General features: G+C 58.5%; 28 protein-coding genes. 18 read left to right on the plus strand and 10 right to left on the minus strand.

Features of this window, described 5'->3' with window-relative positions; all coding sequences use genetic code 11:
• Window positions 1-34 precede the first annotated feature (34 nt).
• The 5 genes from lipA to ACP7B9_RS02405 all read left to right on the plus strand — a co-directional run bounded on the left by lipA (window position 35) and on the right by ACP7B9_RS02405 (window position 3,964).
• The gene (gene lipA / locus ACP7B9_RS02385; RefSeq protein ID WP_425860404.1) at window positions 35-1,051 is read left to right on the plus strand and encodes a lipoyl synthase; all 1,017 of its coding nucleotides are present in this window, start codon (window positions 35-37) and stop codon (window positions 1,049-1,051) included.
• A 2-nt stretch (window positions 1,052-1,053) separates the two neighbouring features.
• Window positions 1,054-1,866 (plus strand): methylenetetrahydrofolate reductase, encoded by an 813-nt coding sequence (locus ACP7B9_RS02390; protein ID WP_425860405.1) that lies wholly within the window; start codon window positions 1,054-1,056, stop codon window positions 1,864-1,866.
• 76 nt (window positions 1,867-1,942) lie between these two features.
• On the plus strand, window positions 1,943-2,341 hold the full coding sequence (locus ACP7B9_RS02395) for a LexA family protein (protein WP_425860407.1): 399 nt from the start codon (window positions 1,943-1,945) through the stop codon (window positions 2,339-2,341).
• 316 nt (window positions 2,342-2,657) lie between these two features.
• Window positions 2,658-3,617, plus strand: coding sequence for a tyrosine-type recombinase/integrase (locus ACP7B9_RS02400; RefSeq protein WP_425860409.1), 960 nt, complete (start codon window positions 2,658-2,660; stop codon window positions 3,615-3,617).
• On the plus strand, window positions 3,614-3,964 hold the full coding sequence (locus ACP7B9_RS02405; protein WP_425860411.1) for a helix-turn-helix domain-containing protein: 351 nt from the start codon (window positions 3,614-3,616) through the stop codon (window positions 3,962-3,964). Before ACP7B9_RS02400 ends, ACP7B9_RS02405 begins: the two co-directional genes overlap by 4 nt.
• A gap of 208 nt (window positions 3,965-4,172) precedes the next feature.
• On the opposite strand, the gene ACP7B9_RS02410 is transcribed toward ACP7B9_RS02405, so the two are convergent.
• Window positions 4,173-4,592 carry a hypothetical protein gene (locus ACP7B9_RS02410; RefSeq protein WP_425860413.1) on the minus strand — a complete coding sequence of 140 codons (420 nt, stop codon included), beginning with the start codon at window positions 4,590-4,592 and terminating at the stop codon, window positions 4,173-4,175.
• A 795-nt stretch (window positions 4,593-5,387) separates the two neighbouring features.
• On the opposite strand from ACP7B9_RS02410, the gene ACP7B9_RS02415 reads away from it, so the two are divergent.
• Window positions 5,388-6,434 carry a hypothetical protein gene (locus ACP7B9_RS02415; RefSeq protein ID WP_425860414.1) on the plus strand — a complete coding sequence of 349 codons (1,047 nt, stop codon included), beginning with the start codon at window positions 5,388-5,390 and terminating at the stop codon, window positions 6,432-6,434.
• Window positions 6,435-6,521: 87 nt separating this feature from the next.
• Here ACP7B9_RS02415 and ACP7B9_RS02420 read toward each other — a convergent pair whose 3' ends face one another.
• Both ACP7B9_RS02420 and ACP7B9_RS02425 read right to left on the minus strand, forming a co-directional pair.
• Complete coding sequence (locus ACP7B9_RS02420) at window positions 6,522-7,103, minus strand: recombinase family protein (protein WP_425860416.1); 582 nt, start codon at window positions 7,101-7,103, stop codon at window positions 6,522-6,524.
• Between the two features lie 1,236 nt (window positions 7,104-8,339).
• Window positions 8,340-8,630 (minus strand): hypothetical protein, encoded by a 291-nt coding sequence (locus tag ACP7B9_RS02425; protein ID WP_425860417.1) that lies wholly within the window; start codon window positions 8,628-8,630, stop codon window positions 8,340-8,342.
• 384 nt (window positions 8,631-9,014) lie between these two features.
• On the opposite strand from ACP7B9_RS02425, the gene ACP7B9_RS02430 reads away from it, so the two are divergent.
• Entirely contained in the window at window positions 9,015-9,188 is a 174-nt protein-coding gene (locus ACP7B9_RS02430) for a hypothetical protein (protein ID WP_425860418.1), read from the plus strand.
• A complete protein-coding gene (locus ACP7B9_RS02435; protein WP_425860420.1) occupies window positions 9,185-9,859 on the plus strand; it encodes a hypothetical protein in 675 nt (224 codons plus the stop codon). The genes ACP7B9_RS02430 and ACP7B9_RS02435 overlap by 4 nt, the downstream gene beginning before the upstream one ends.
• A gap of 576 nt (window positions 9,860-10,435) precedes the next feature.
• On the opposite strand, the gene ACP7B9_RS02440 is transcribed toward ACP7B9_RS02435, so the two are convergent.
• Window positions 10,436-11,119: a TetR/AcrR family transcriptional regulator gene (locus ACP7B9_RS02440; RefSeq protein ID WP_425860422.1), complete on the minus strand. Its 684-nt coding sequence runs from the start codon at window positions 11,117-11,119 to the stop codon at window positions 10,436-10,438.
• Window positions 11,120-11,292: 173 nt separating this feature from the next.
• On the opposite strand from ACP7B9_RS02440, the gene ACP7B9_RS02445 reads away from it, so the two are divergent.
• Both ACP7B9_RS02445 and ACP7B9_RS02450 read left to right on the plus strand, forming a co-directional pair.
• Window positions 11,293-12,198, plus strand: coding sequence for a VOC family protein (locus ACP7B9_RS02445; RefSeq protein WP_425860424.1), 906 nt, complete (start codon window positions 11,293-11,295; stop codon window positions 12,196-12,198).
• A 302-nt stretch (window positions 12,199-12,500) separates the two neighbouring features.
• Window positions 12,501-13,037 carry a hypothetical protein gene (locus ACP7B9_RS02450; protein ID WP_425860426.1) on the plus strand — a complete coding sequence of 179 codons (537 nt, stop codon included), beginning with the start codon at window positions 12,501-12,503 and terminating at the stop codon, window positions 13,035-13,037.
• A gap of 715 nt (window positions 13,038-13,752) precedes the next feature.
• On the opposite strand, the gene ACP7B9_RS02455 is transcribed toward ACP7B9_RS02450, so the two are convergent.
• Complete coding sequence (locus ACP7B9_RS02455; RefSeq protein WP_425860428.1) at window positions 13,753-14,298, minus strand: hypothetical protein; 546 nt, start codon at window positions 14,296-14,298, stop codon at window positions 13,753-13,755.
• Between the two features lie 230 nt (window positions 14,299-14,528).
• Between ACP7B9_RS02455 and ACP7B9_RS02460 the strand changes: the two genes are divergently transcribed.
• Entirely contained in the window at window positions 14,529-15,698 is a 1,170-nt protein-coding gene (locus ACP7B9_RS02460; RefSeq protein WP_425860430.1) for an IS30 family transposase, read from the plus strand.
• Between the two features lie 486 nt (window positions 15,699-16,184).
• Here ACP7B9_RS02460 and ACP7B9_RS02465 read toward each other — a convergent pair whose 3' ends face one another.
• The 3 genes from ACP7B9_RS02465 to ACP7B9_RS02475 form a co-directional block, all read right to left on the minus strand.
• Window positions 16,185-16,736, minus strand: coding sequence for a pyridoxamine 5'-phosphate oxidase family protein (locus tag ACP7B9_RS02465; protein WP_425860432.1), 552 nt, complete (start codon window positions 16,734-16,736; stop codon window positions 16,185-16,187).
• Window positions 16,737-16,820: 84 nt separating this feature from the next.
• Window positions 16,821-17,261 (minus strand): cytidine deaminase family protein, encoded by a 441-nt coding sequence (locus ACP7B9_RS02470; RefSeq protein WP_425860433.1) that lies wholly within the window; start codon window positions 17,259-17,261, stop codon window positions 16,821-16,823.
• Between the two features lie 49 nt (window positions 17,262-17,310).
• A complete protein-coding gene (locus ACP7B9_RS02475) occupies window positions 17,311-17,613 on the minus strand; it encodes a helix-turn-helix domain-containing protein (protein WP_425860435.1) in 303 nt (100 codons plus the stop codon).
• Between the two features lie 67 nt (window positions 17,614-17,680).
• Here ACP7B9_RS02475 and map point away from each other — a divergent pair, with 67 nt between their 5' ends.
• Window positions 17,681-18,451 carry a type I methionyl aminopeptidase gene (gene map, locus ACP7B9_RS02480; protein ID WP_425860437.1) on the plus strand — a complete coding sequence of 257 codons (771 nt, stop codon included), beginning with the start codon at window positions 17,681-17,683 and terminating at the stop codon, window positions 18,449-18,451.
• 22 nt (window positions 18,452-18,473) lie between these two features.
• Here map and ACP7B9_RS02485 read toward each other — a convergent pair whose 3' ends face one another.
• Entirely contained in the window at window positions 18,474-19,055 is a 582-nt protein-coding gene (locus ACP7B9_RS02485; protein ID WP_425860438.1) for a nucleotidyltransferase family protein, read from the minus strand.
• Window positions 19,056-19,110: 55 nt separating this feature from the next.
• Between ACP7B9_RS02485 and ACP7B9_RS02490 the strand changes: the two genes are divergently transcribed.
• From ACP7B9_RS02490 to ACP7B9_RS02510, 5 genes are all read left to right on the plus strand, one after another.
• Window positions 19,111-19,557, plus strand: coding sequence for a GNAT family N-acetyltransferase (locus ACP7B9_RS02490; protein WP_425860440.1), 447 nt, complete (start codon window positions 19,111-19,113; stop codon window positions 19,555-19,557).
• 94 nt (window positions 19,558-19,651) lie between these two features.
• A complete protein-coding gene (locus ACP7B9_RS02495; RefSeq protein ID WP_425860442.1) occupies window positions 19,652-20,122 on the plus strand; it encodes an NUDIX hydrolase in 471 nt (156 codons plus the stop codon).
• Complete coding sequence (locus ACP7B9_RS02500) at window positions 20,119-21,396, plus strand: Y-family DNA polymerase (protein ID WP_425860444.1); 1,278 nt, start codon at window positions 20,119-20,121, stop codon at window positions 21,394-21,396. The genes ACP7B9_RS02495 and ACP7B9_RS02500 overlap by 4 nt, the downstream gene beginning before the upstream one ends.
• A gap of 34 nt (window positions 21,397-21,430) precedes the next feature.
• Window positions 21,431-21,847, plus strand: coding sequence for a DUF2809 domain-containing protein (locus ACP7B9_RS02505; protein ID WP_425860445.1), 417 nt, complete (start codon window positions 21,431-21,433; stop codon window positions 21,845-21,847).
• Between the two features lie 40 nt (window positions 21,848-21,887).
• Window positions 21,888-23,015 carry an FAD-dependent oxidoreductase gene (locus ACP7B9_RS02510; RefSeq protein WP_425860447.1) on the plus strand — a complete coding sequence of 376 codons (1,128 nt, stop codon included), beginning with the start codon at window positions 21,888-21,890 and terminating at the stop codon, window positions 23,013-23,015.
• Here ACP7B9_RS02510 and ACP7B9_RS02515 read toward each other — a convergent pair.
• Window positions 22,992-23,318, minus strand: coding sequence for a hypothetical protein (locus tag ACP7B9_RS02515; RefSeq protein WP_425860449.1), 327 nt, complete (start codon window positions 23,316-23,318; stop codon window positions 22,992-22,994). The genes ACP7B9_RS02510 and ACP7B9_RS02515 overlap by 24 nt on opposite strands.
• A gap of 85 nt (window positions 23,319-23,403) precedes the next feature.
• Here ACP7B9_RS02515 and ACP7B9_RS02520 point away from each other — a divergent pair, with 85 nt between their 5' ends.
• Window positions 23,404-24,393, plus strand: coding sequence for an LLM class flavin-dependent oxidoreductase (locus tag ACP7B9_RS02520; protein WP_425860450.1), 990 nt, complete (start codon window positions 23,404-23,406; stop codon window positions 24,391-24,393).

Raw genomic sequence — 24,393 nt, forward strand, 5'->3', positions numbered from 1 at the left:
GGGCACCTTTCGTGCCGGGCGAAGGAGTTTTCTCATGACGTTGGCGCCTGAGGGTCGTAAGTTGTTGCGTATTGAGCAGCGTAATGCTGCTGTTCCGGTGGAGCGTAAGCCGGAGTGGATGAAGGCCAAGGTCGAGATGGGCCCGGAGTTCATCGCGATGAAGAACCTGGTCAAGGGCGAGGGCTTGCACACGGTGTGTGAAGAGGCTGGCTGCCCGAATATTTTTGAGTGCTGGGAAGACCGTGAGGCAACGTTTCTCATTGGTGGTTCCGAGTGCACCCGCCGCTGTGACTTCTGCCAGATTGACACGGGCAAGCCGTCCCCGATCGACAGGTTCGAACCCACGAAGGTCGCCCGCTCGGTCGTGAAGATGAACCTGCGCTACGCCACCGTCACCGGTGTGGCTCGTGATGATCTCGCTGATGAGGGTGTCTGGCTCTACGCCGAGACGGTGCGGAAGATTCACGAGTTGAACCCGAACACGGGTGTCGAGTTGTTGATCCCTGATTTCTCCGGCAAGCCCGAGCACATCACCGCGATTTGTGAGTCCAAGCCCGAGGTGTTCGCGCACAATGTGGAGACCGTGCCGCGGATCTTCAAGCGCATCCGTCCGGCGTTCCGGTACGAGCGCTCCCTGGATGTCATTAGCCAGGGCCGTGACCACGGGATGGTGACGAAGTCCAACCTGATTCTGGGTATGGGTGAGACGCGTGAGGAAATCTCTCAGGCCCTGCAGGATTTGCATGACGCCGGGACGGACTTGATCACGATCACCCAGTACCTGCGTCCTTCCGAGCGGCATCTGCCGGTGGATCGTTGGGTCAAGCCGCAGGAATTCCTTGAACTCTCGGCCGAGGCTGAGGAGATGGGCTTCCTGGGTGTCATGAGTGGACCGTTGGTGCGTTCTTCGTACCGGGCCGGGCGTTTGTGGGCCACGGCCATGCGGAAAAAGGGCCTCGACATCCCCGAACACCTCGCACACATCGCTGAAGGCATCGAAGATTCCGGCCATACCCGCCAGGAAGCCGCCTCCCTGATCGCAAGCCACTAACCATGGCAGCAGATCTGGGTGAGCTGAAGGCCGGGCAGGAAGTTCTTCCCTCACGGGTGGAAATCATTCCCACGTCCGGGATTGTGGCTGCGGTGGTTGCCCAACTTCCCGCTGGTGCAATGGTCACGGTCACGTGCCTGCCGCACCACGGCATTGAGCGAACCATGGCTGCTTCGCTGGAGCTGGCCGGCCACGGGTACCGCGTTGTCCCGCACCTTGCTGCGCGATCCATTGGATCGCGCGAACAACTTGCATCCATTGTCCGTGATTGCATCGCGGCAGGGATCGTTGAGGTGTTCGCCATTGGGGGCGACAAGGCGCAGACGGCGGGACCTTACGAATCCAGTGAGGCCCTCATTCGGGACATCGCGGATCTGGGCGGCGGCACCTTACGAATCGGCGTGGCCGGATATCCCGAGGGGCACCCTGCCATCAGCGAGCAGCAATTATTGGACTCCCTGCGGGCGAAGGCTGAACTTGCCGACTGCATCGTGACCCAAATGTGCTTTTCGGCAGAACTGATAGACAGCTATGTGGCCATGCTTCGGCACGAAGGGATCATGCTGCCGGTGTGGGCTGGAGTGGCGGGTTCGGTTCCGCGCACCAAGTTGATCTCCTTGGCCACGAAAATTGGCGTGGGCAGTTCGCTGCGTTTCATCAGCGGCAAGGGTGCGCTGGGGCTGCGCCTGCTCGGCGGAGGCCGCTACAATCCCGATGACCTCGTGTCGGAACTGACAGTCCTGACCCCGTCACTGGCAGGCATCCACCACTACAGCTTCAACAACCTGGACAGCTTCGCACCGCTGCCCGCCTGAGAGTCTGGCCGCATTGGGGGAGTGGTAAGCTGGGCTTCTTCGAATCTTTGTACTAGGCGGTGATGGCGTGTTTGGCATGGACCCGACTCCCAGAAGGCCGCCCGGTTCAGAAGCCAGCGGGTTTCCCTCGCCTGCTCGCGACTACTTTGATGGCGGGATCGATCTCAACCGGCATCTGATCCGCGACCGCACCAGTACATTCGTTATGCGGGTGGCCGGCGATTCCATGGCAGGTGCGGGAATTGCCGATGGCGATGAAGTCATTGTGGACCGGGCCCTGACGCCGCGCAATGGCTCGGTGGTGGTGGCCGTCGTCGAGGGTGAACTCTTGATCCGCCGCATATTTATGAACGACGGCGTGACCTCCCTGGCTACCCAGCCCACCCTCCTGCCGTCCCCGGAAGATGTGGGCGAGGTGGCGGGCGAGGTCACCGTCTGGGGCGTCGTCACGCGCTGCCTGCACTACGTGTTGTAGCTGCTTTTCCGTTAAATGCGAATTATCAGCCGCCAAATGGGTTGTTAATGCCATTCTGGACCTAAGTTCGACGAATGAAAAGGGCGAAAAGCTCTAGACAAGGCCAAAAAATTCCCGTGTAATGCATGAATAATGCATTAGACGGGAGGGAATTGTGGTCATATCTGGTGTTCCGCCGGGCTTCGCCTCGTTGTCTCTCCGTCCCGGAATCTCATTCCTCAATGAGAAGGAAGCGGTTTTCGCTGCCATGGTTGAGGGTTGGCAGATGCGTCAACGAGGCGGGCGAAATCTCAAGGAATCGTCTGTTCGGAGCACCGTGGGGCAGATTCTGAAGTTTCAAACTTTCACGAATGAGTGGCCCTGGACGTGGACTGCCGGTGACTTCGATGAATGGATGCTGCATCTTGTGGCGGTCAAAAAATTTGCGCCGACCACCATCCGGATGTATCAATACTCAATCAAGGCATTCTGTAGCTACCTTTGTTCGGAGCACTATGGCTGGGTTGAAGAATGCATGTCGCGGTTCGGTACGCACCCGGTACAGGTTTGCCACGAATGGAACACTGTTGCCCATTTGCAGGATTACGAGGGACGGCCCGGCCGCCGGCCAATGTCCCGGGAGGAGATCCAGAAAGTCCTGGACCGCGCGGATCGGATCGTTGAAGACTGCCTGAGCGCACATCGCAAGGGAGCGCTGCCTGCTTATCGGGACGCCACCATGCTCAAGGTGATCTACGGCTGGGGGCTTCGTATCAACGAGGCCGTTCACCTGGATGAAACGGACTTCTTTGCGAATCCACATGCCCCAGCATTCGGTCGATTTGGCGTCTTGCAAGTGCGCTATGGAAAATCTTCCGCCGGGTCGGCGCCGAAACGTCGCTCGGTCATGTCCCTTCACCCCTGGGCCGTGGACGCCGTCCGGGACTATGTGGAAAACGTGTGGCCACAAGTACGCGCGAAGAATTCCAACGCACTTTGGGTCACCGAACGAGGCACACGAACAGGCACTCAAGAGTTACGCAAAACTTTTGGAGAACTCAGAGACAGTCTTGGCCTGGAGCATTCCCTATCGCCACATTCACTGCGCCACAGCTACGTGACGCATCTGGTCGAATCAGGGGTGGACCCTGTCTTCATCCAGCAACAGGTCGGCCACGCTTACCAATCCACGACAGCAATTTACACGGCCGTTAGCGGGGACTTCGCGAACAAGATGATGCACGACGCTCTTGCCAAGCTACTGCCGAACCCCAACACAGAAAGTGGTGCAGAATGAAAATCATCGGTTACGAATGGCGGCTCCGGGAAATCATGGCCGCTGCAGGAATGTTCACCACCTCAAAGCTGATCCATGAACTGAATGAACGTGGCATTAGTCTTTCATCGAGCCAGGTCTATCGCCTCGCTGCCGAGAAGCCTGAGCGGCTAAACCTTCACGTCCTCGTGGCACTCATGGACATATTCGACTGTACAGCTGACGACCTCGTCCAGCGCGTTGAGCTAAGCCATGCAGCCGTTATTACCGGGACGGACGATCAAGTGTTAGAAGCAAACGCCGAGTTCCTCCGAGCATCTGGGTTTCGCCCCAAACGCGCCCGTATAGTTCCCGGTCATGAATCGTGACGATGCGCTTGATGCTATAGCCGGTATCATCCAGCGCGTAGAGCCTGGACTTGAGGCGAGCATCATTCGCCAGGCTGTTGCAGGATCCGTCACTTTGAAGCCGATGGCCCTAGAACTCCTGGCGGTTCTGCAGGAGGACAAAAGTCTCCTGACCTCTGGGAGCGATACGATGCCCCCGAGCTTGGGCAGCATCATCGATCAGCTCCTATTAGATGGTGCAACCAGAATCAAACGCACTCGATGCTATCGCTGTCTCGAGGAACGGAAGCTGTGGACCCGGGTGGGTGTTCATGGCATCTGCGCTTCTTGCTATGCGCGAGGCCGCCGCGTTCGGATCGAGTGTTCCACTTGTGGAAAATGGCGCTGCCGGCGCGCCTTTGTGGTCGGTCTGGAATGGTGCGGGACCTGTTGGGATGGCCAATTGGCGAACGTCGACAATGTGCTCAGAACAGCAGTTATCGGCAGCGAAATCGACGTTACCGCCAGCCAGCTTGATGCCGTGGAGAATGCCCTGAAGCGCACATGGAAAGCGGGCACTATCCTGAGGGTTGCCATGGAATTGGAGGTTCATTCGCTGCAGTGGTTCGACCGTCCCGCAGCGGGATCCGCTCTTTTCCTCAAGCTTCATGCCGCAATGAAGGAGGCCGGCGTGATTCTGAATCCGGTGGTGTGTGGGCGTTGCGGTCGGGAGGCCCTCCTACCCAACATCATCGAGGGCTTGCATTGTTGCGCCAGATGCTACGGCGAAAGCAAACGAAAAATCTGTTCTCAATGTGGGCGATTCCAGATCCTGGTGTTGCACGCTGGGGACGGCTCAGGGATGTGCCAGACGTGTATGAAGAAGCTGCCGGAACGCATGGCCGCATGCATCGAGTGTGGGCAACAGCGCTTTGTTTCGTGGAACGGGCCCGACGGGCCCGTCTGTAGCAGATGTAGGCCGAAACAGCTCATTGACTATTGTCCCGGCTGCAAACGACGGAAGCCGTGCCTTTTTGCAGGAACTCCTATGGCGCAATGCCACGACTGCTCACGCCGTAAGGAACCCTGTGCTGTCTGCGGAGCAGTCAATCGGGCCAATACCCGTGACACTGAGGGAAGAGCCATATGCGGTCGTTGCTCGCGCAAGCCAGAAGATTGCTCCAAGTGCGGGCGGTATCGGATCGTCGTTAGCCGGGCCAACGGAAAACCACTATGCGACTATTGCTATCGGAGGGACCCAGCATCGTTTCGTGATTGCGACCGCTGTGGACGGTACGAAAAGCTCCATGCCGCCGGTCTGTGTGAGCGTTGCGCAGCCAACGATTCGATTGAACTTCTACTTCCCGTGAAGTTGCGCAATGACAATGCAGTAGCCGGAGCCGTTTTTGAGGTGTTAAGAACGGCCTCACCAAGCATCCAACTTCTCGCCTCAAGGAAATCATCCATGAGATTGCTTGCCACCATCATGGAGTTGAAGGTGTCTCCTAGCCATGAATACCTAGACCAGGCTGGAACCGATCAGGAAACGCGTGCCGTTCGTGCTTTGCTCGTGGACGCGGGGCTGCTTCCTCGCAGAGACGATCACATTGCTCGGTTTGAGAAATGGATCGTGGCCAGTGCAGAAAGGATTCTAGAGCCGAAGATAAAAGTGGCGTTTATCCAGTTCGCTCGATGGCGCCATCTCAGACGGCTGTTGAGGCAGCCGACACCGATCCCGGGCAGTCTAGCCGTGAGTTGCCGTCGCGAGCTCCGCCTCGTCATCGAGCTCTTGGAATGGATTCAATCCTGCAAACGGACACTTGAGACCCTCACGCAGTCCGATGTTGACTGCTGGCGCTCCACAGGTTCGGCTGAAAAATTCCGGGTCAAGGAATTCCTCCGATGGGCCCACACTAATCAGCTGGTACGCCAAATCGAAATACGCCGGCCACCACGAACGCCACTCGGAGTTACCGGAACCACCGCAAATGAACGCCACCGACTGCTGAGCTACATCTTGGATCCGGAATGTCCCTTGCCAGCAGCGATCCGATTCAGCGCCTCCCTCGTGCTTCTCTTCGGTGCACGGCCACAGCAAATTGCAGCATTGAAGCTTGTAGATATTGTCGTCTCTGGCGGTTCGGTCCACCTTCGCTTGGGAACGGAACCGGTGCTACTCCCCAAAGCGATCGTGGAATTGGCCATGGCCACCCATGAAAACCGCAGAGCACCTCGAATCTTCGCACCAACCACAGACAACATCTGGCTCATACCGGGATCCCGCTCCGGATATCCCATTGCCGCCGTTACATTGGCCAAACGACTGAGGCTAATCGGCATTTCGCCATCAAAGGGGAGGACCGGAGCGATGGCGTCTTTGGCACAGGAACTGCCACCAACAATTCTGGCCCGGCTAACGGGCGTTGACCCGAGCACAGCGATCAGGTGGGCCAACGCCGTTTCAGCCTCGAATGCCAGATATGCCGGGCTTGTTATCCAACCTGTCACTTAGAGAAACGAATGGAATCCTGGGGCGGTGCGACGCAATCGTCAGTATTTGGGCCTGAGGAGGAGCAGTAGGGAAAGTCACGCTAAGGATCTATGAGGGGTCGTCGGCGCGCTTGATGGCGCGGTAGACGGTGGAACGGGCTACTCCGAAGAGTTCGGCAATCTCAACGGTGGTGTGTGTTCCCGCCCGGTGAACAGAGACCAGGTGTGTTTCCTGTGCTTTGGAGAGCTTGGGCTGTTTTCCGCGCAGCTTGCCCTTTGCCTTGGCGACGGCCATGCCCTCACGGGTTCGCGCACGGATCAGGTCTGCCTCAAATTCGGCCACCATGGCCAGAACATTGAAAAGGAGCCTGCCCACGGGATCGGTGGGGTCATGGACGGAACCACCGATACTGAGCTTGACCTCGCGACGGGTGAGTTCATCAACTATGTCCTTGGCATCGCGCAGCGACCGGGCCAGACGGTCGAGCTTGGTCACCACGAGGGTATCCCCGCCCCGGCAGGCTGCCAGTGCTTGCCCGAGCCCAGGACGAGCCCTGTTGGCACCGGTGAGGCCCTGGTCGGTGAAAGTTTGCTCTTGTGACACCCCGAGGGCAAGCAAGGCATTCTTTTGGGCGGTGAGGTCTTGGTCATTGGTGGATACGCGCGCGTATCCAATCAGGAGTCCAGTCATGGTTTTTGAGTGTAGCGTTTAGCCCCCCATCACCGGGTATTAAGTCGGGCACCCTATACGGGAATCTGGCTGCTGCGGAACAATGCTGTTTCGAAAATTTCAGAAGTCGTCTGCACATGCCCCGGTGAAGGACCGGCTTGCGGGACAGTTCCAAATTGATATTCGGACATACCCCTTGCGGGACGGTGCAAGCGTGGCAGGCAACAGAATTGTTGTGGACGTTCCCTACAAACGGGGCATATCTGGGCTGGCTTTTCGTGAAATTCTGCGCATAACAAGCCTGGCAAGTATTTCTAGTGAACGCGACTAGATCTTTTTCCTATTCCTCTGGAAATAGCATGATCGTTGGAATAAGGTCAAGATCAGTGACCACGAAAGGCTGAGCACACACTCGTTATAGCTAGCAAGTCAGGAAGCGGCGACTGTGGAACAGATACGAGCGGCGACTGTGAAACTGGTACGTGGACCGACCGACGAAGCGTGGGCAAATGCCGACTGGCTGACAGTACTCGTAGTTGCAGCACTTTTCGTTGCGGCCTTGGTGATTACTCAAATTGTACTTAGGAAGCTATTCAACCGCCGAAAAATCAAGAGAAGCGAAATAAGTCCTCCTGCACACGATGACACAAGCCAATGACGAGCAGCGCCATGGGCCGCCCAGAGATTAAGCTGGATTCCGCTAGGTTACCTAGGTTTCTTGACGAACGTCTTCAAGGTCGCCAAGGCGCCTCTTTAGATTGGAGTCAGGATGTTCCCCAAAAAAGGGCAAGTCTGGACGTATAAAGAAAGAGGCAGACTCTGGGGTCTCGTCTTAGGAATCGCAGCTATTGTGTCGTGGATATTTGCGGTTTTCGTATTTGTCACAACGTCTAATTGGCTCATACTTTTGCTCGCCGTCGTCATGACAGGCTGTGCAATCGTATACGCCATTAGCAACGAACGGCGCTATCGCGGTGAGCCCTAGCCTCATGAGCAGTATCTTCACTAGGAAGTTTGGGCTGACGCTTCCCTTGAACCGTTCCGAAGCTAAAACTTTGCTCATATTCGGCATCAGTCCTATCCTGCTTCTCAGCGTTACATTTCCTGGGAATGGACGATCCCCTTCGGACATTAGCGAAACTTGTTCCGCTAATGGTTCGGCTTGCAGGAACGTCATGCGTGCAGAGTGCCATTTCGCGTCCACACTGCGGGCAGCTGGGCAGAAGGTAACCAGCCGGTCACAGCGGTTCTGTTGGGTCATAGTTCCCGACCCCGCCGATCCCAATCATCTCTCGTGGCGTCCTCCGCATCCCAGAAATGTCCGTCGTGATGACGAACATACAAAAGGAACCCCAATGCCACCACGCCTAGGATTACTGCTGCGACGAACAGGTAATCCGAAAGTGCCCAGACAGGTTCAAAGACCACCTTCATGACTACGATGACTAATTGCAGCGCTGTCCAAATTGACCACCAAATGAACTGTACGCGGAAGCCGCCCCGGGTCATTTTCGGTTGTAGTCTTTTGGGCACTTCATCCTCGGCCATGAGCTGAGGCTACTAGCCGCTTCAATGCCTGGGAAGGGGCCGACCCGCGCTTGATTCCCCGTGGCCTCACTATCGTCTCCCATCGCTTCAACTGAATCGCTAGTGGTATTCACAATCTCCAAAGTCATATTGCGACCGGTCAAGGTTCCGCTGCGGACAGCACCATCGGCCTTGCTACTACTCTTGTTTTGAGCGATCCCGCCGACCGGAGCTGGACCGACTTACGGGACACAAGGCACGGCCGTTCTGGCGACAAATACGTGCTCATCCTGAGCGGCTACAAAAACGCGAGCTTGGACCGCCTAAGAATGCTCCATTTTTAAGGTGTCCCTGAGATGATAATGGCGTGCCCCTGCTGGGGCGGACATATGCGGAGGAACGAGCATGTTGAAGAATTTCCTGCACCTGAATGAACGGGCTCTAAGTGATTATCTGAGTGCGCTCGAAGGAGATCTTGGCTATCTATCGTTGATCGAGGCTCCAGTGTGTGGCGCGGCCACCGTTGTCACAGCGGCACTTAATGTTCTACGTCCTGAATCAGGCCGGATGCCGTCGTGAGCAACAAATGGTCTTGGATATTCGGCATTCTTACCGCGGCGGCCTTCATCTTTGGGCTTGTCTTTTTCGCAGTAACTCAGGAATTGACCGGACGCGACTGGGCAGTGCTTGGAATCGGCGTCCTTCTTGGAGCAACAGCTACGGCTCTAATTGCGACCTTCATTTTCCATTCAAACGGACGCGCAAAGAAACTCGGCGTGGAAACATCGCGTCGGCAGCTGGCTGCCGATTCTGAGTCGACGAGGCTGGACAAAGAGTCCGAGGCGAGACTCGAATTAGAACGACTGAGTGCGGATGCTGAGAAAGACCGTCTAGACAAGATAGCAATCGCTAAAATGGCTTTCATCCAGCAGCGCACTGCGCTGCTGGATGCGCTACCGACGCGAAGCGAGCGTCTTGATGAGTTGGAAGACAAGGCCGTCGAACTTCGCATCAGCATCAAAGAAGCTGACGGAAGCTTTAAGACTGGGATGGCCCAGGCGTTGGAAGCTTCCAATCACGGTTTTCAAGACATGGCCTTGGAGAGTCAATCTGACGCGGACATTTGGAAGATCAGAAAAGCGCACTTTGAGACTCAGCTAGAGGCGGCCGAAGCGGACGTCGAACGGTTGAAGAAGAATACCGACGAGGAATACCTCGATGAGCAAAAGCGCCTGCGAGGGTTGGACTAGGTTCCTCGACGTCGGGCTCGACTGGGAGAGTTTTAAGGCCGTAGAGCAAACGGCATTTCACCACTATTGCGCGTGCCTGAGTGTGCCCGCTGAGGGTTCCCCTGCGAGACTCTGTGGCTGTGGCGAACATGGAAAAATTATTGTCGTGGCGGCTTCCTCAGCGTGGGCGACGATCGAATGTGGCTATTGAATAGACACTCATAACGATGAGAGCGGCAGCAAGGATCGTGAGTGGTATGGAATGGAGATAGATTCCTCCAACTAGTGCGACAAGACCACATGACAGTGCAATGACGGCTGCCCATCGTCCTTTGCGCATGATTGGTTCACACCCCTTTATGCATTGTCCGGTGGCAAGAGTTTGACCTAAAGCGAACCATACGCATGCTTAAGGGCGGTGTCCATGGCTTCCCGAAGACAGTTCAATGAGGCAACGGGCCGCCAAGAGTGCAGGCCCCTCGACGCGAGTGCATGTGGTGTCCCGCTGAGCGTTCCGCTTCCGGGCGCGCCTCTAGAGGACCCCCTTACGGAACACCGCAGCATCTCTTTCCGGACAACCCCCTTACGGGATGCGGCTCAGCGTGATTTGCTGTGACTTTCCGTCTTTCGGCTTTGGATCCGTTCGAGTGCGAAGGTGCGGTAAAGCTGTTGGGTGCTTGGCGCCGCCGGTAGCTGCTCGCGTTGGGACTGTAGTGCCTCGATCGATAATGCGGCAACCCGTCGCCAGGCCTCAGGTGCGCTTTTGCGAGTCGCATTGACGACGCCCGCGATCGCTAGGAGCAGTAGCGCCACGTCTTGGTGGACGAAGTCCGGGCGCAGGCGACCGGTGGCCTGCGCTCGCTCGACAAGCTGGGGCAGCAGCCGACTTGCTCGTCTTTGTTCGGCCATGAATTCCGGAGCTTCAGGAACACTCATAGTGAGCACGTCAGTGAACGCGCAGTTCTCGGCCTGAATCTCGAATGCCGTTTCCAGATAGGAACGAAACCCGCGCCACGCATCGGGATCGTCCAAAGCACTGTCGATCGCATTCACGTATGCTGCGACTTTCTCTGTGAACACTGCCGCTAGCAGCTGACCCCTCGTGGGAAAACGGCGGAACAAAGTCGCGATGCTGACTCCGGATCGACGGGCAATCTCGTTCATCGACGCCGAAGATCCGTCCTCCGCGAAAACCTGCCGGGCGGCGACCAGGATAGCTTCACGGTTGCGTTCGGCGTCGGCTCGAAGTGCCGGCGCGGTTTCAGATTGTTTGATGCTCATTTCTCTAGGATACCAAAACGTAGCGCCCACTACGCTTGTCTGCTAAGGTTATCTAAGTGCAGCACCCACTACACTTCTGAATCGAAGTCGATTGTGTCGTTCTGATTTTTCGATATCCCGCACCACCGTCATGGCCACAGCCCTCACCTCACCAAATCCGTAAGGACAGTAGAATGTTTCCCCAGAACCCGCATCCCGATTCCCTGAAGAAGCGTTCGCGCGACGAGCTGCTCTCCCCGGAAACCAGCATGGGCGCAGTCGAACTCCTGGTCCGCGACCTCGACCCGATGCTCGCCTACTACTCCGAAGCGGTAACCCTTGATGTGCTTGAACACACCGGCCACACCGCAGTGCTCGGCAAACAAGGCCGGACGATCATGACCCTGCGACAGGAAAAGGACCTCCCGGCGGCCGACCGCCGCCAGGCAGGTCTATTCCACACCGCGGTCCTGTTCGACACCGCCGAGGAACTGGCAGCATCCGTCGCCTCGACAGCCTCAAAGGCCCCGGGCACATTCACCGGCAGCACCGACCACCTCTTCAGCGAGGCCTTCTACTTCAATGACCCGGAAGGCAACGGCGTCGAACTCTACGCCGACCGCCCGCGCGACCAATGGATCCGCGAATCCTCCGGCTTGTACGCCCTAGCCTCTAACTACCTCGACCCGAACGCCTTCCTCGGCAAGCACCTGCCCCAGGCTCCCGCATCCCCGCGAGCCACCCTTGGCCATGTACACCTGCAGGTCGGCGACATTGGCACGGCACGAGATTTCTATGCCGGGATCCTGGGCTTCGAAGTCACCGGGGAGATGGACGTCGCCCTATTCGTATCGGCCGGGGGTTACCACCACCACATAGGCATGAACACCTTCAACAGCCTCGGAGCCGAAGCGCGGGCAGCGTCCCTAGGCCTCGGCCGCGTCGACATCGACGTGCCCACGGTTGATGATCTGGAAGCCCTTCAATCCCGCCTCAAGGATCACCGGATCAGCACGCGCCACGACGGCCAGACGCTCTCCTTCGAGGACCCCTGGAACACCACCATCCACGTCAAGACCGGCGAGCCGCACACCAACTAAACCGCCAACTCAACCATCAGACCGAACATTTCCCTATAGGAGGCCCCATGTTCATTTCGGGCACCCCACCACGCCCAGGAGCAACGCCTTGGGGTCCGCACTGAGCGCATAGCTTCCGGTCGGTGGTGCGGTCAGAATTCCGGACCGCACCACGTGGGAATGCCGATGCGGGCGGCTGAAAGTAGGCGTCCCGGTGAGCGTTCCCTGCAGGACGGATTCAGAGGCCGGCTGATCTACGCCGCATTCGACCGGCATCTTCTGGCTCTCTAGCTATCTCCGAGCTATGGGCCTAGCGTGGCATCATGACATCCCCAGATCGTTTCATGAACGAAATCCCACAGCCTGAAGCCATCGTTACCCTGGTTGAAGAACTGACCCGGTACCCCTGGCCTAAGGATCAATCCGAAAAGGACGACTTGTTCAAGCGTCTGGGATGGGGCCACGGAAAGAAGTCTCCCGCGAACACTAACGATGTTCGTGACATCGCGGATCATTTCCACCTAGAAACTAGCGATGACGGTCCCCCCATTTTCGCAACGTCACGGGAACTTGACGGGCTCGTAGAATCGATACATTTACAGCTGCGACTGGATTCAGCACCGCCAGACGCTGAAGCAACCCAGTGTTTCGACGCCATTCTTAGCCGGCTGGCAGACCTCCACGGCGAGCCAACTATTCCATGGCACGGCCAGAGAGGCCTGCGGAAGATGTGGAACGTCAACGGCATCGACATTGACGTCACCTACAACGACAGCCGCAGCTCCCTCACGATCGGTATTCAGGACGAACGATTCTTTGCCGAAGTGGAAGCTTATGCCCGAGCCAACAGCGTGGAATGAGTTCCGCATCCTTCACCTAGTCACCGAGTGCCGCAGGCCGTCCCGCAGGAGGTTCCTCAAACGAGGGAGCTTTCTTAGAGGCGCAACACCTGACCAACCGCTACGACCGCAATGACAATGAGCGCTAGAGGAACCAGACGAAGCCACCACCGGCCGGACCATGGCCGTGGTCGATTGCGTGTGGCCTCTTCAGATTCTGTGATGCCTATGAAATCGGTGATTCGGCGCCAGCGCCGCGGTTCGGGTGACATATTGGAAAGTATTGCACTCGGCAGCCCGAGTGTGCGGCCGCTCACCCTTCTCAAACGGCCGGCTGCCCATTTGAGCGAAGGGGCTAGGTGGTTGGTTTTTTCGACTGATCTCGAAGTGCAAACCGTCGACACGCCGTGAGTTTGCCTGTGTTTTCTCGGCGTGTTGCTTACTTTTTGGCTTCGCCCCTCTGAAAAACACCAGCCTCCTAGGACCTCTCGCATTTCACTTGGGCGATGAGATTCAAGGTCCTGCGACTTCCCGGCTATTCATCTGCGGCGTGCGCGGAGGCTATCCAGCTACCGTCCCGCAGGTGGCTTCTCTTCGAGGACCGTCCGAACTCCCCAGCCTTGTCTTACCGCCAATTCTGAGGCGGCGAAGCCGTCTCTTTGATGAGTGAATACTGATCCGAAATGCCGCATGGGATGCCGCCTGCACGCCATGAATGTCAGTCCAGAGAACCCGGTTATGGCGCGCCCTTGGCCTGACGCTTTGTTGCCCTGAACCGTACCAAGATGACCGCCACAAAGACCAGAGCCACTATGCCAAATGGCAGCGCCAGCGCAACAAGAGTCAAGTTGCCGGCGACTGCAGCCACCAGACTGATGCAGCAAAGAACCACTCCCACAATGGCTGTCACGCGAAGGACGCGCTTCCAAGCCGCAACATCGCGCTCGGTCAGCGTCGCCATCGTGTACGCAGCTACCGCTTCCGGTTCAAACAACTGAGCAATGAAGACGCCTATGAAAAACGGGAACAGCGCCAGAGCCGGATTGCCGCCTGGACGATTAAAGAAGATAGCGACAACTGTGAAGACAACGACGATGCCAATGAGCAAGCCATACTTCCACCGACGGCGTGTCAGGACCATCCGCCCGGTGCGCGTCTTGCCCACCACAATCGTGACGCCGAGTACCAGGGCAACGGCAAACGCCACGCTAGCCAGGGTTCGGTACCAAGCCGCTGGCGGCTGGCTCCAAATCATGAGCAGGGAGACAACAGCAAGAACCATAATCAGTAGACCGCCTGTTATACGCAGTCTCGTCTCAACCCTCCGGGATGCCATGTGCCCATTGCACTCCACCAGCGAACCGGTGTCAATGATTCACCGCCTCGAACCCAGGGATGCTGTGGTGGCAACCATGGCTCCACGACGTGGATAGACCCCGCAGGTTTCACATACTTCTTGGAGGGCCCGGTAAGGGTTCCTTGGGTTCTTGCGGTGATTGCAACACTTAGTGAATGAGTGTTGCTATGGCGAAGTATTCAATCCTTTTCCGGCCGGATCTATTGCAGGTGTTTTGGGCTGGGATGCAGGCAGGTGATTTCATTACCGATGCTGTGATTCCCATCAATACCAGTAGGCGTACAGGGCACACTGTCTTGGCCGCTGCCGGTGGCGTCCGACCTCGCCGCGGCAGGAATTTGAAGGGCCGATGTCTGACTTTCGCTCAACGTGAAGAGATCGCGATTCTCCGCGCACAAGGTCAGTCCTTGAGGGCCATCGGGGAGGTTATTGGCCGATCTGCCTCGACGGTATCCCGAGAGTTGAACCGCAACACGAAACCCGGCACCGCCTACCGGGCAACGTCGGCCCACATGCTCGCCTATGAGCGTGCCAGCCGGCCGAAACCGGCCAAACTCCACACGAATATGGCCCTGCGTACAGTAGTGGAAGATGATCTTGCTAAGAAGTATTCACCGGAACAAATCGCAGGGCGACTGCGCGTCCAGTTCCCCGACCAGGAGGAGATGTGGGTGTCACCGGAGACGATTTACCAGTCCCTGTACGTCCAGTCGAGGGGCGCCTTGAATCGGGATCTGGCCGCGTGTTTACGCACCGGGCGGGCCGTGCGGCGCCCCTCTCGCAAGACAGGACAGCGTAAGAACCGGATCCCAGGAATGATCAACATTTCCCAGCGCCCACCGGAGGTAGAAGACCGTGCCGTGCCAGGGCACTGGGAAGGGGACCTCATCATTGGCAAGGGTAACCAGACGGCCATCGGAACCCTGGTGGAGCGCACTACCAACTACACGATGCTCGTTCACCTACCCGATGGCTACAAAGCCGAGCAGATGCGTGAAGCGTTGACCGCGAAGATCAAAACGCTCCCGCAAGCGCTGCGCCATTCGCTGACGTGGGACCAAGGTATCGAAATGCAGGACTGGAAAACGGTGAAGATGGATACCGGGATCGAGATCTACTTTTGCGACCCGCATTCGCCCTGGCAGCGTGGTATCAACGAGAACACAAATGGACTGCTGCGCCAGTATTTCCCCAAAGGCACTGATTTGAGCATCCATAGTGCCCAGGATCTTGACTGGGTCGCCGCCGAACTCAACGACAGACCACGCAAACGACTAGAGTTCAAGAAACCGATCGAACTGATCGAACCCCTCCTGTTGCAATAACCGCCAGAATCCGCCGTTCCCGTTCCGAGACGGTTCGATCTAAGCGTCCACGCTTTCGCTCCACCGATTTTCGCTTCGGCCCGCGCCCTTGCACGTTGCACTTCGCGGACGCCCAAATGCGAAACCCCATACGGAACGGTCCAACCTGATTCAAAGCCCGGCGGCGGCGTATCGCTCAGAAATTGTCCAAGCGACCCCCCCGATCTCTGTTCATATGAATTCCTGCAACGCGTGGTACTCCATCACTGGGACAGACAAGGCCGGCAAAGTCGCACGTCTCATTCCGTTTGGGAGAACGTGTCCCCACTGTCGTGAGGTGGAGGCCAGCAATGTCAGAGGCCGCAGATAGGCTGTCATCGTGATGTCAGTCCGCGCCAACGCCAGGGAATACCGTCAAACCAAATATCGTCGACTACCGGCATAAGGGCTGCTTTTGGTGGCCGAGCTCGTTACCCGCTGGTCGAGCTTGTCGAGACCTAGGTTGGGCTACGCGTCGAGGGGGAATCCAGGAAGTCCGTCGATGCTCCGCGCATTCCGTTCTGTGCGGTATGCGGACATGCCATCGGCGCCCTTCTTCTCGGCCTGCAAGCGGAGCAGATCCCGCTCCCCGGTCATCTCCATGATGGGGACACCCCAGCCGCACGAGTCACTGATGCGGGTGACGTCGACCGTAATGACGGCCCTCGTGCTCGGGTGGTCTGGGTGGAGGGACACCACTTTGTCGAATGTTGCATCGCCTGGGAGGAACACCGATCCGCGGCCGTGTAGGCGCACGATACGGGGACGGCTGCCAAATGAATTGAACATGAGGCACACTCGGCCATTTTCTCGGATGTGCGCGATGGTCTCAACGCCGCTGCCGGTGTAGTCAACCCAGGCAACTCGGTGCGAGTCCAAGACAGAGAAGGAGTCATGGCCGCGCGGGGACATGTTCACATGCCCGTCTGCTCCGAGCGGTGCAGTTGCGACGAACCACATGGGTTGTTCCTTGATCCATGATTGGAGCTCGTCATCAATGGAATCGAATATCTTAGCCACGGCCCGAGCCTAATGCATCGAAGCGTGGACCCCCTAGAGCTGGCCGCTTAGAAGGTGCAGCGTTGGTCGCCTATAGGGCTTGGTCTAGATTTGTTCGGCCTGGTAATCAAACGCGAGAGGTAGCAACTCGCTGGCAATAACACTCACGAGTCCTTCCGGCGACGGCATGATCACGCGCATCGCGGGATAGTGATCGGCGAAGATTTGCCGATCACGCCCGCAAGGGCTCTTCACTCCACGCCCGTGGTTGCCCACGGCCACGATGCACATAGGTTTAATGGCTCCCGCAGCGCGCGCAGCGCCGAGGGCTACAAGTTCTGCGCACGGTCCACCGGTGAAATGGTAGAGGTTGACTCCGGTGAACGTCTGCCCATCCGCGGTTCTCACGGCCGCACCCATGGTGTGAATGCCGTCCTCGCCTGGACCGGCGTCGGTGGTGGCGTTGATAGTTGCCTTTGCTTCCTCCACCAGCTCAAGTTCGAGCGCGGAAAGGGAGCGCGCGGATGAAGGAAGGAGAGGGCTCATACTGAGATCCTAGTGCGAGGGTGTCCTGGGCTCAGTTCGCCCCCAAAGCTCAGGACGCGATTCGGTCCATCTGCATCGTCATTGCTGGAGCTGCCCCGGATTCCTGCAGCCCAGGATTGATGCGAGACCAGACTTCGTCGAGCGACAGGCCAAGCACGGTGGCGATAGCCGCGATCGTGGAGAACGAGGGGGTGGCAATGCGGCCCGTTTCGATCTTGCGAAGCGTCTCTGGGGAGATATTTGCGGCCACCGCTACGTCGAACATTGAGCGATCTGTGCGTGCACGGCGCAGCAGTGCGCCCAAGAGTTGTCCGCGTTCAAGCTCTGCCGCAGTGAGGGGAAGTCTTACCATGAATCCAACTATAGTACCGGTATAGTCTTACCGGTATAGTTATTGGAAACGAGATGAGGAATTACACATGATCGAGATTTATGCTCCAGCTGATCTGGACCGGGCCAAGGCCAGCGGGCGATTCATCGGCACAACCCTTCAAGAGCTGAAGGGGCGCGTCAAAGTCGGCACGAACCTGCTGGAGATCGATCAATGGACCAAGGAGATGATTGCCCAAGCAGGCGCCGTTTCCTGCTACGTCGATTACGATCCGTCCTTCGGCGATGGGGCCTTCGGATACTACATCTGCACCTCCGTGAATGACGCTGTTCTGCATGGAAAGCCGCATGACTATGCCCTTAATGACGGCGATCTGCTCACCCTTGACCTCGCCGTGTCGCTCAATGGAATCGTGGCCGATGCGGCCATTAGTTTCACGGTTGGGGAATCTGCCGACCCTGCGGATGTAAAGATGATCGAAACGACAGAGCGAGCCCTTGCGGCAGGCATCGCCGTAGCCAAGCCTGGGGCGCGCATCGGTGACATCTCCCACGCCATCGGCACCGTGTTATCGGCTGCCGGTTATCCCATCAATACCGATTTTGGTGGCCACGGTGTTGGATCGACGATGCATCAAGATCCCCACATTGCCAACGACGGCCGCCCCGGACGAGGATATCAACTCCGCTCGGGACTGCTGTTGGCCATTGAACCGTGGATCATGGCGGGAACGGCGAAACTTGTTACCGATGCGGATGGTTGGACGCTGCGCAGCGCAACAGGAAGCCGCTCGGCGCACAGCGAACACACCATAGCCATTACCGACGACGGGCCCGTCATCCTCACGGCGGTGGACTGACTCGACAAGGAGCTGTCGTTTTCTATGGGGTGGGCCAGGGGAGAATATTCAGGGACGGCCAGACCTGACCCCACCGTTTGGTCTTCGCCTCATAAACCTCTCGGGGAGCCAGCACCGGGTTCGGCACCACCCTTCGACCGAATAGGTCATCAAATCCGTGCGGTGCGTAGATCTTTTGCGCCCCTGCCGCATCGGCGGTGACGGCAAAGCAGCAAGTCTCGGCGGCGAAATGATCAATGGCATCGGCCGTGCTCGTAAATGCGATGGCGGGGACGCCAAAGTGCTCCTCGTACCAAAGGTGGACGCGCGCCTCATTGCGGACCTCTACGTCCACCCCGAGATCGCTAAATAGTTCTTTGGCCCGCAGAATGACAGCGTTCTCAGCCTCGTAGGAGGTGTCTTCGTCGAAGTAGAAGAGGTCGTAGTCGCGAATGCCGGCCTGCGGATCCTTGCCTTCAAGGACATTCCATACTGTTTGGAATAACGCGCCGGCTGTCAACCACCAGTCCGTTACCCCGAGAAGGGGCGCCAACTGCAGTATCTGTCCGTTGACCGGATTCTGATGGATGTATGTCAGGAATTTCTGTTCGTCGTGGTGGGTCACGGCTCCATCCTGCCCGAATTTTGTGGTCACCGGGGTAAGCCGCTTGACTTGATGAATGAAGCCCCTATTTTCACTCCGATCCGCCACCGCCTCCGATGCCCTGTGGATCGCAGAGCTTCGTGCAGTGGTGCTCAAGGAAGACCTTGAACGATTGGGGCGTTACCATCCGGTGCGAGTGCGCCAGCGTTTCCTTGACGGATTCGACGCCGAACTTACGCAGATCATCCTTGTCGACGGCGAAGCCGTCGGTAGTATTGCCGTCCGTCCTGCCATCGATGGCCATTGGATCGAGCATTTCTATATTGATCCGGCGCAGCAAGGCAGGGGCCTGGGCGGCTCTGTTTTGACTGAAATCATGAGGCGAAACGCGGACTCTCGCGCCTTCCGCCTCAATGTACTTACCGGCAGCCCTGCGCAGCGGCTCTATCTGCGGCACGGTTTCACTGTCGAGTCACAGGACCCGGTCGACGTTTTCATGGTCTCGAGTGGCAGTGACGTCTAAGAACCTTAAGTCGGGCTTGCCGTAGACCCCAAGAGTTTGGGAACATAGATTCGAGTAGTATTCGGCAGATACACGACGCGACGAGGTGCAATGAATGAGTGAAAGAATTGCCCTGGTTCCGGCCAGTTACGTCATATTTCGCCGCGGCAGTTCCGTGCTTCTCCAATTGCGTCAGGGCACCGGCTACATGGACGGCCACTGGGCCACGGCTGCTGCCGGCCACGTTGAGGCTGGCGAATCTGCGGAGACGGCCGCCATACGTGAAGTGCAAGAAGAACTCGGTGTGGGGATTGCAGCCGAAGACTTGGTGCCGCTGACCGCCATGCACCGTTTTCAGCCACAGGGAACAGCCCTCGAACAACGAGTGGACTTCTTCTTCAGCACTGAACACTGGTCCGGTGAGCCGCGCATCATGGAACCGGATAAGGCTGCGGAGCTGCAATGGTTTGCTCTGGATGCGCTGCCCTCACCCTTGGTTCCGCACGAACGCTACGTTTTTGAACGTATGGCGACGGGGATTGCACCCATCATCAACCTTGAAACGTCATTGCCGGGGAACCCTTGAGCAACGCGCGAATCGCGCTCGTAGACGTGAACAATTTTTATGTCTCCTGCGAGCGCGTCTTTGACCCAAGGCTGGAAGGCCGTCCCGTCGTCGTACTGTCCAATAATGACGGTTGCGTGGTGGCGCGCTCCGCCGAAGCCAAGGAACTGGGCATCGCCACGGGGACTCCGTGGTTTCAGATTCAATCGCAGGCCAAGGCATGGGGTTTGGTGGCGCGCTCAAGCAACTATGAGCTTTACGGGGATATGAGCGCACGGGTCATGGAGGTTGTGGGCCGCTATGGCACCTGGCAGGAGGTGTACTCCATTGATGAATCGTTCGTTGGGCTGGTGGGGGACCCTGGTCAGCTGCAGGCCGCCGGGCGCGATATTCGTGCCGCCGTGATGAGTCATGTGGGGGTGCCCGTCTGCGTTGGTGTGGCCACCACCAAGACCCTGGCGAAGTTTGCCAACAGGATCGCGAAGCAGAACCCTGCCCTCGGCGGTGTGTGCGCACTCGAATCCATGCCCGATGAGCATGTGGCGGGCATTCAGCGAAGGGTGCCTGCGTCGGGTCTGTGGGGAGTGGGTGGCAGGACGGCCACACGGCTCAAGCTGATGGGTATTGAAAGCATCGCCGATCTCAAGGCGGCCGACCCCGCGCTCATTCGCAAGAAATTCTCCGTGGTGCTGCAGCGGACGGTCATGGAGCTCAACGGCACCGAGTGCATTCCCCACACGGAGGAGCGCGCCGACAAACAGCAAATCATGTTCTCCCGCAGCTTCTCCGCTCCCGTCACCACCGTTGAAGAGATGGAGCAGGTCATGACCGTCTATGCCCAGCGCGGTGCGGCAAAGCTCAATGAGGAAGGCCTGCGCACCTCATCCATGACTGTTACGGCAGGAACGAGCCGGTTTGCCGGCGGTGAAGGGAGCTTTCCGGCCGCCACGATCCGTTTCGCCGCACCGACCCAGGACCCCATTGTGCTGGTCCGGGCCGCTGTCGCTGCCATGCGGCAGAGCGCTGTTCCCGGAGCGTCCTACCTGCGCGCCGGCGTCATGTTCCACGGGCTCGAACCCATCTCCGGGCCGGACATGCTGGACGTTTTCGGTGCCGGGGAGCAAGCCCCGGACGTGGGTGGAGTGCTGGGAGATGTACGCAGCAAATTCGGCAGCACAGCCATCGGCATCGGAATTGGCGGCATGGCGCAGGCCCCGCAGTGGTCCATGAAACGCGAGCATTCCTCTCCGCGCTACACCACGGAATGGAAGGAACTGCCCGTTGTGCGGGCGTAAAACCGGCCAACAATGCCCCGCTAGACTCGAGCCCATGGCCCCATTCAAAGCACCCATGTCCCGGCGCACCGCACTGTTTATTGCCGCCATCGATGTTGTCATTCTGGGTCTGGTAATCCACTTTTTCGTTGCAGGCGACATCGCCAGCCTCATCGCCGACGCCCTCTATACGGTTCTCGTGTACCTGGTTCTGGCCTTCATGCTGCCCAAAGCCGGGCGCCACTGGATTGCGCTCGCAGCCTTTGCCTTCAGTGCCCTGATTGAGCTGGCCCAGCTGACGGGCGTCCCGGAACAGCTCGCGGTGAGCTTCCCGCCGTCGCGCCTTGTCTTTGGCACTACATTCTCCGCGCTGGATCTGGTGGCCTACGCCGTTGGGGCAGCAGCTGTCTTCCTTGCCGATACCGCACTGTCGCGGCGAGGCGGCACGTGGCGTCGAACACAAACGGAATAGGCCTCCTTCCCGACCTGTTTGACCACTATAGGAGGCAGCGATGCTTGATGTAGTGGTTATTGGTGCAGGTCAGGCCGGACTTTCGGCCGCGTATTACCTTGCCCGTCAGGGGCTCCGGCCCGAGGTGGATTTTGTGGTGCTGGATGCAAATCCGGCTCCCGGCGGAGCATGGCTGCACCGTTGGCCTTCGCTCACCTTGGGTGCCGCGCACGCTGTCCATGACCTGCCCGGCATGAAATTGCCGCAATCGGATCCGTCGGAGCCCGCATCAGAAATTGTGGGCCGTTACTACGGCGACTATGAAAAGACGTTTGGCTTGCCCGTCCACCGGCCCGTGAAGGTCCGCGCCGTGCGCTCGCTAGTGCCCGTTGTCCCCGCGAACGACGCCGGTGCAGCCGACGCCCGTGTTCCCGGTGCACCCCAGAACCTGACCGGCCAGCCTCTCGTAGTGGAGACGGACAAGGGTGACTTTGCCGCCCATCTGGTCATCAATGCCACGGGTACCTGGGACAAGCCGCACTGGCCGCACTATCCGGGCGTCGAGACTTTTACCGGCCGTCAGTTGCATACTCACGATTTCAACTCGGTCGCCGAGTTTGCCGGGCAACGGGTTCTGGTGGTTGGCGGTGGCACATCGGCCGTGCAGTTCCTCTTACAACTCGCCGAGGCCGGTGTTGAGACGGCCTGGTCTACAAGGCGTCCGCCGGAGTTCACCACACGCGCCTTCGATCCCGACTGGGGGCGGGACGTTGAGGCCCGCGTCAATGCGCGGACGGCCGCCGGACTCCCGCCGTTGAGCGTTGTGGGCGTGACCGGATTGCCATTAACGCAGCAGTACCAAAAAGGCATTGCAGCCGGCACACTGGTGTCCCGCGGACCGCTGGCGCAGCTAAACGCCGGGGGTGCCGTTTTTGAAGATGAGTCAACGTTTGCGGCCGATTCCATCCTCTGGGCCACAGGATTCCGTGCCGCAATGGATCATCTGGCTCCGCTTAAACTGCGTGAACCTGGTGGCGGCATCGTCATGGACGGAGTGAAGGTTGCCAGGGAACCACGCCTGATCATGGTGGGCTACGGAGCATCAGCTTCCACGCTTGGCGCCAATCGTGCTGGGCGGGCAGCGGCACTGGCAGCCCTGGATCGGCTAAACGTGCCCGTCGGTGTCTAGCGCGGACGTTTCGATGACCACCTTGGTGGGGACACCGTCGTCGTCCATCTCAAAACGAACACCCTTGGGAAGGTCTCCGGGGGAGGGGATGGGTGCCCGCTGGCGTGACTGCTCCTCGCGTTCGAGCTTCGCGTCTGCAGCCTGAGGGTTGAACACAGCATCCAGGCCCGCGATGGCTCCGCCCATTGCGCCCATGTTCCCGTGAGCGCCGGGTTTGGACATGCTGCGCTGGAACAACGTGATCGCCACGATGGCGACCACGATCATGCCAACCATGATGAGAGCCGTCCACAGCCATTCCATGTGACGAGTCTAAAGCTGCTGGGCGGAAATATCCCGGGGGACTTTGCGGTTGGCGCAAGAGAGACCACTTTGAAAGGCACCATCCATGACACTTCCACTTTCCATCCTTGACCTGGCCCACGTGGGCGATGACGGTATTGCCGAAAGCTTCCGGGCATCCGTAGAGCTGGCGCAGAAGGCTGAAGGATGGGGGTACTCGCGCATTTGGTTTGCCGAGCACCACAACATGCCTTCCATTGCTTCCTCCGCCACGAGCGTGCTGATTGCCCACGTTGCCGCACACACGAAGTCGATTCGCCTCGGCGCTGGCGGAATCATGCTGCCCAACCACTCGCCGCTGCAGATTGCCGAACAGTTCGGCACGCTGGAAACGCTTCATCCGGGTCGCATTGATCTGGGTCTTGGCCGTGCTCCGGGCAGCGACCAAAACACAATGCGGGCATTGCGCCGTGACCCAACGGCGGCGGACACGTTCCCGTCCGACGTGCAGGAATTGCAGGCCTATTTTGATGGCCAAACCCGTATCTCCGGCGTCAACGCCTACCCGGGCAAGGACACCAAGGTGCCGCTGTACATCCTCGGATCGTCACTATTTGGTGCCCGGCTGGCTGCGGCACTGGGGCTGCCGTACTCCTTCGCATCGCACTTCGCCCCGCAGGCGCTTGAAGACGCGGTGCGTATCTACCGCCGTGAGTTCAAGCCGTCGGCCGCGCTGGCCGAACCGTATGTGATTGCCGGCGTCAACGCCATCGTGGCCGATACCCAGGAAGAAGCCGACAAGCTGGCGCTGGATGCCCGACGTCGTCGGGTAGTTTCGCTGGTGGGTCGCGGCCAGAGCTTCACGGAAGCCGAAATGGACCTGTTGTTGGATTCCCCGGCCGGTCAACAGGTGAACACCATGTTCCGATACGCGGCCATCGGAACCCCGTCCGTGGCGCGCGCGTATCTGGACGAGTTCGCCACAACGGCCGACGCCGACGAGCTCATCGTTGCCACGCAGGTCACCGACCGCACCGCCTGGATTCGCAGCTTTGAATTGCTCGCAGGGGTTATGGAACTTGCCCCGTCCGTGTAG

The sequence above is a fragment of the Arthrobacter sp. TWP1-1 genome (genome assembly GCF_049897845.1).
GTDB lineage: Bacteria > Actinomycetota > Actinomycetes > Actinomycetales > Micrococcaceae > Specibacter.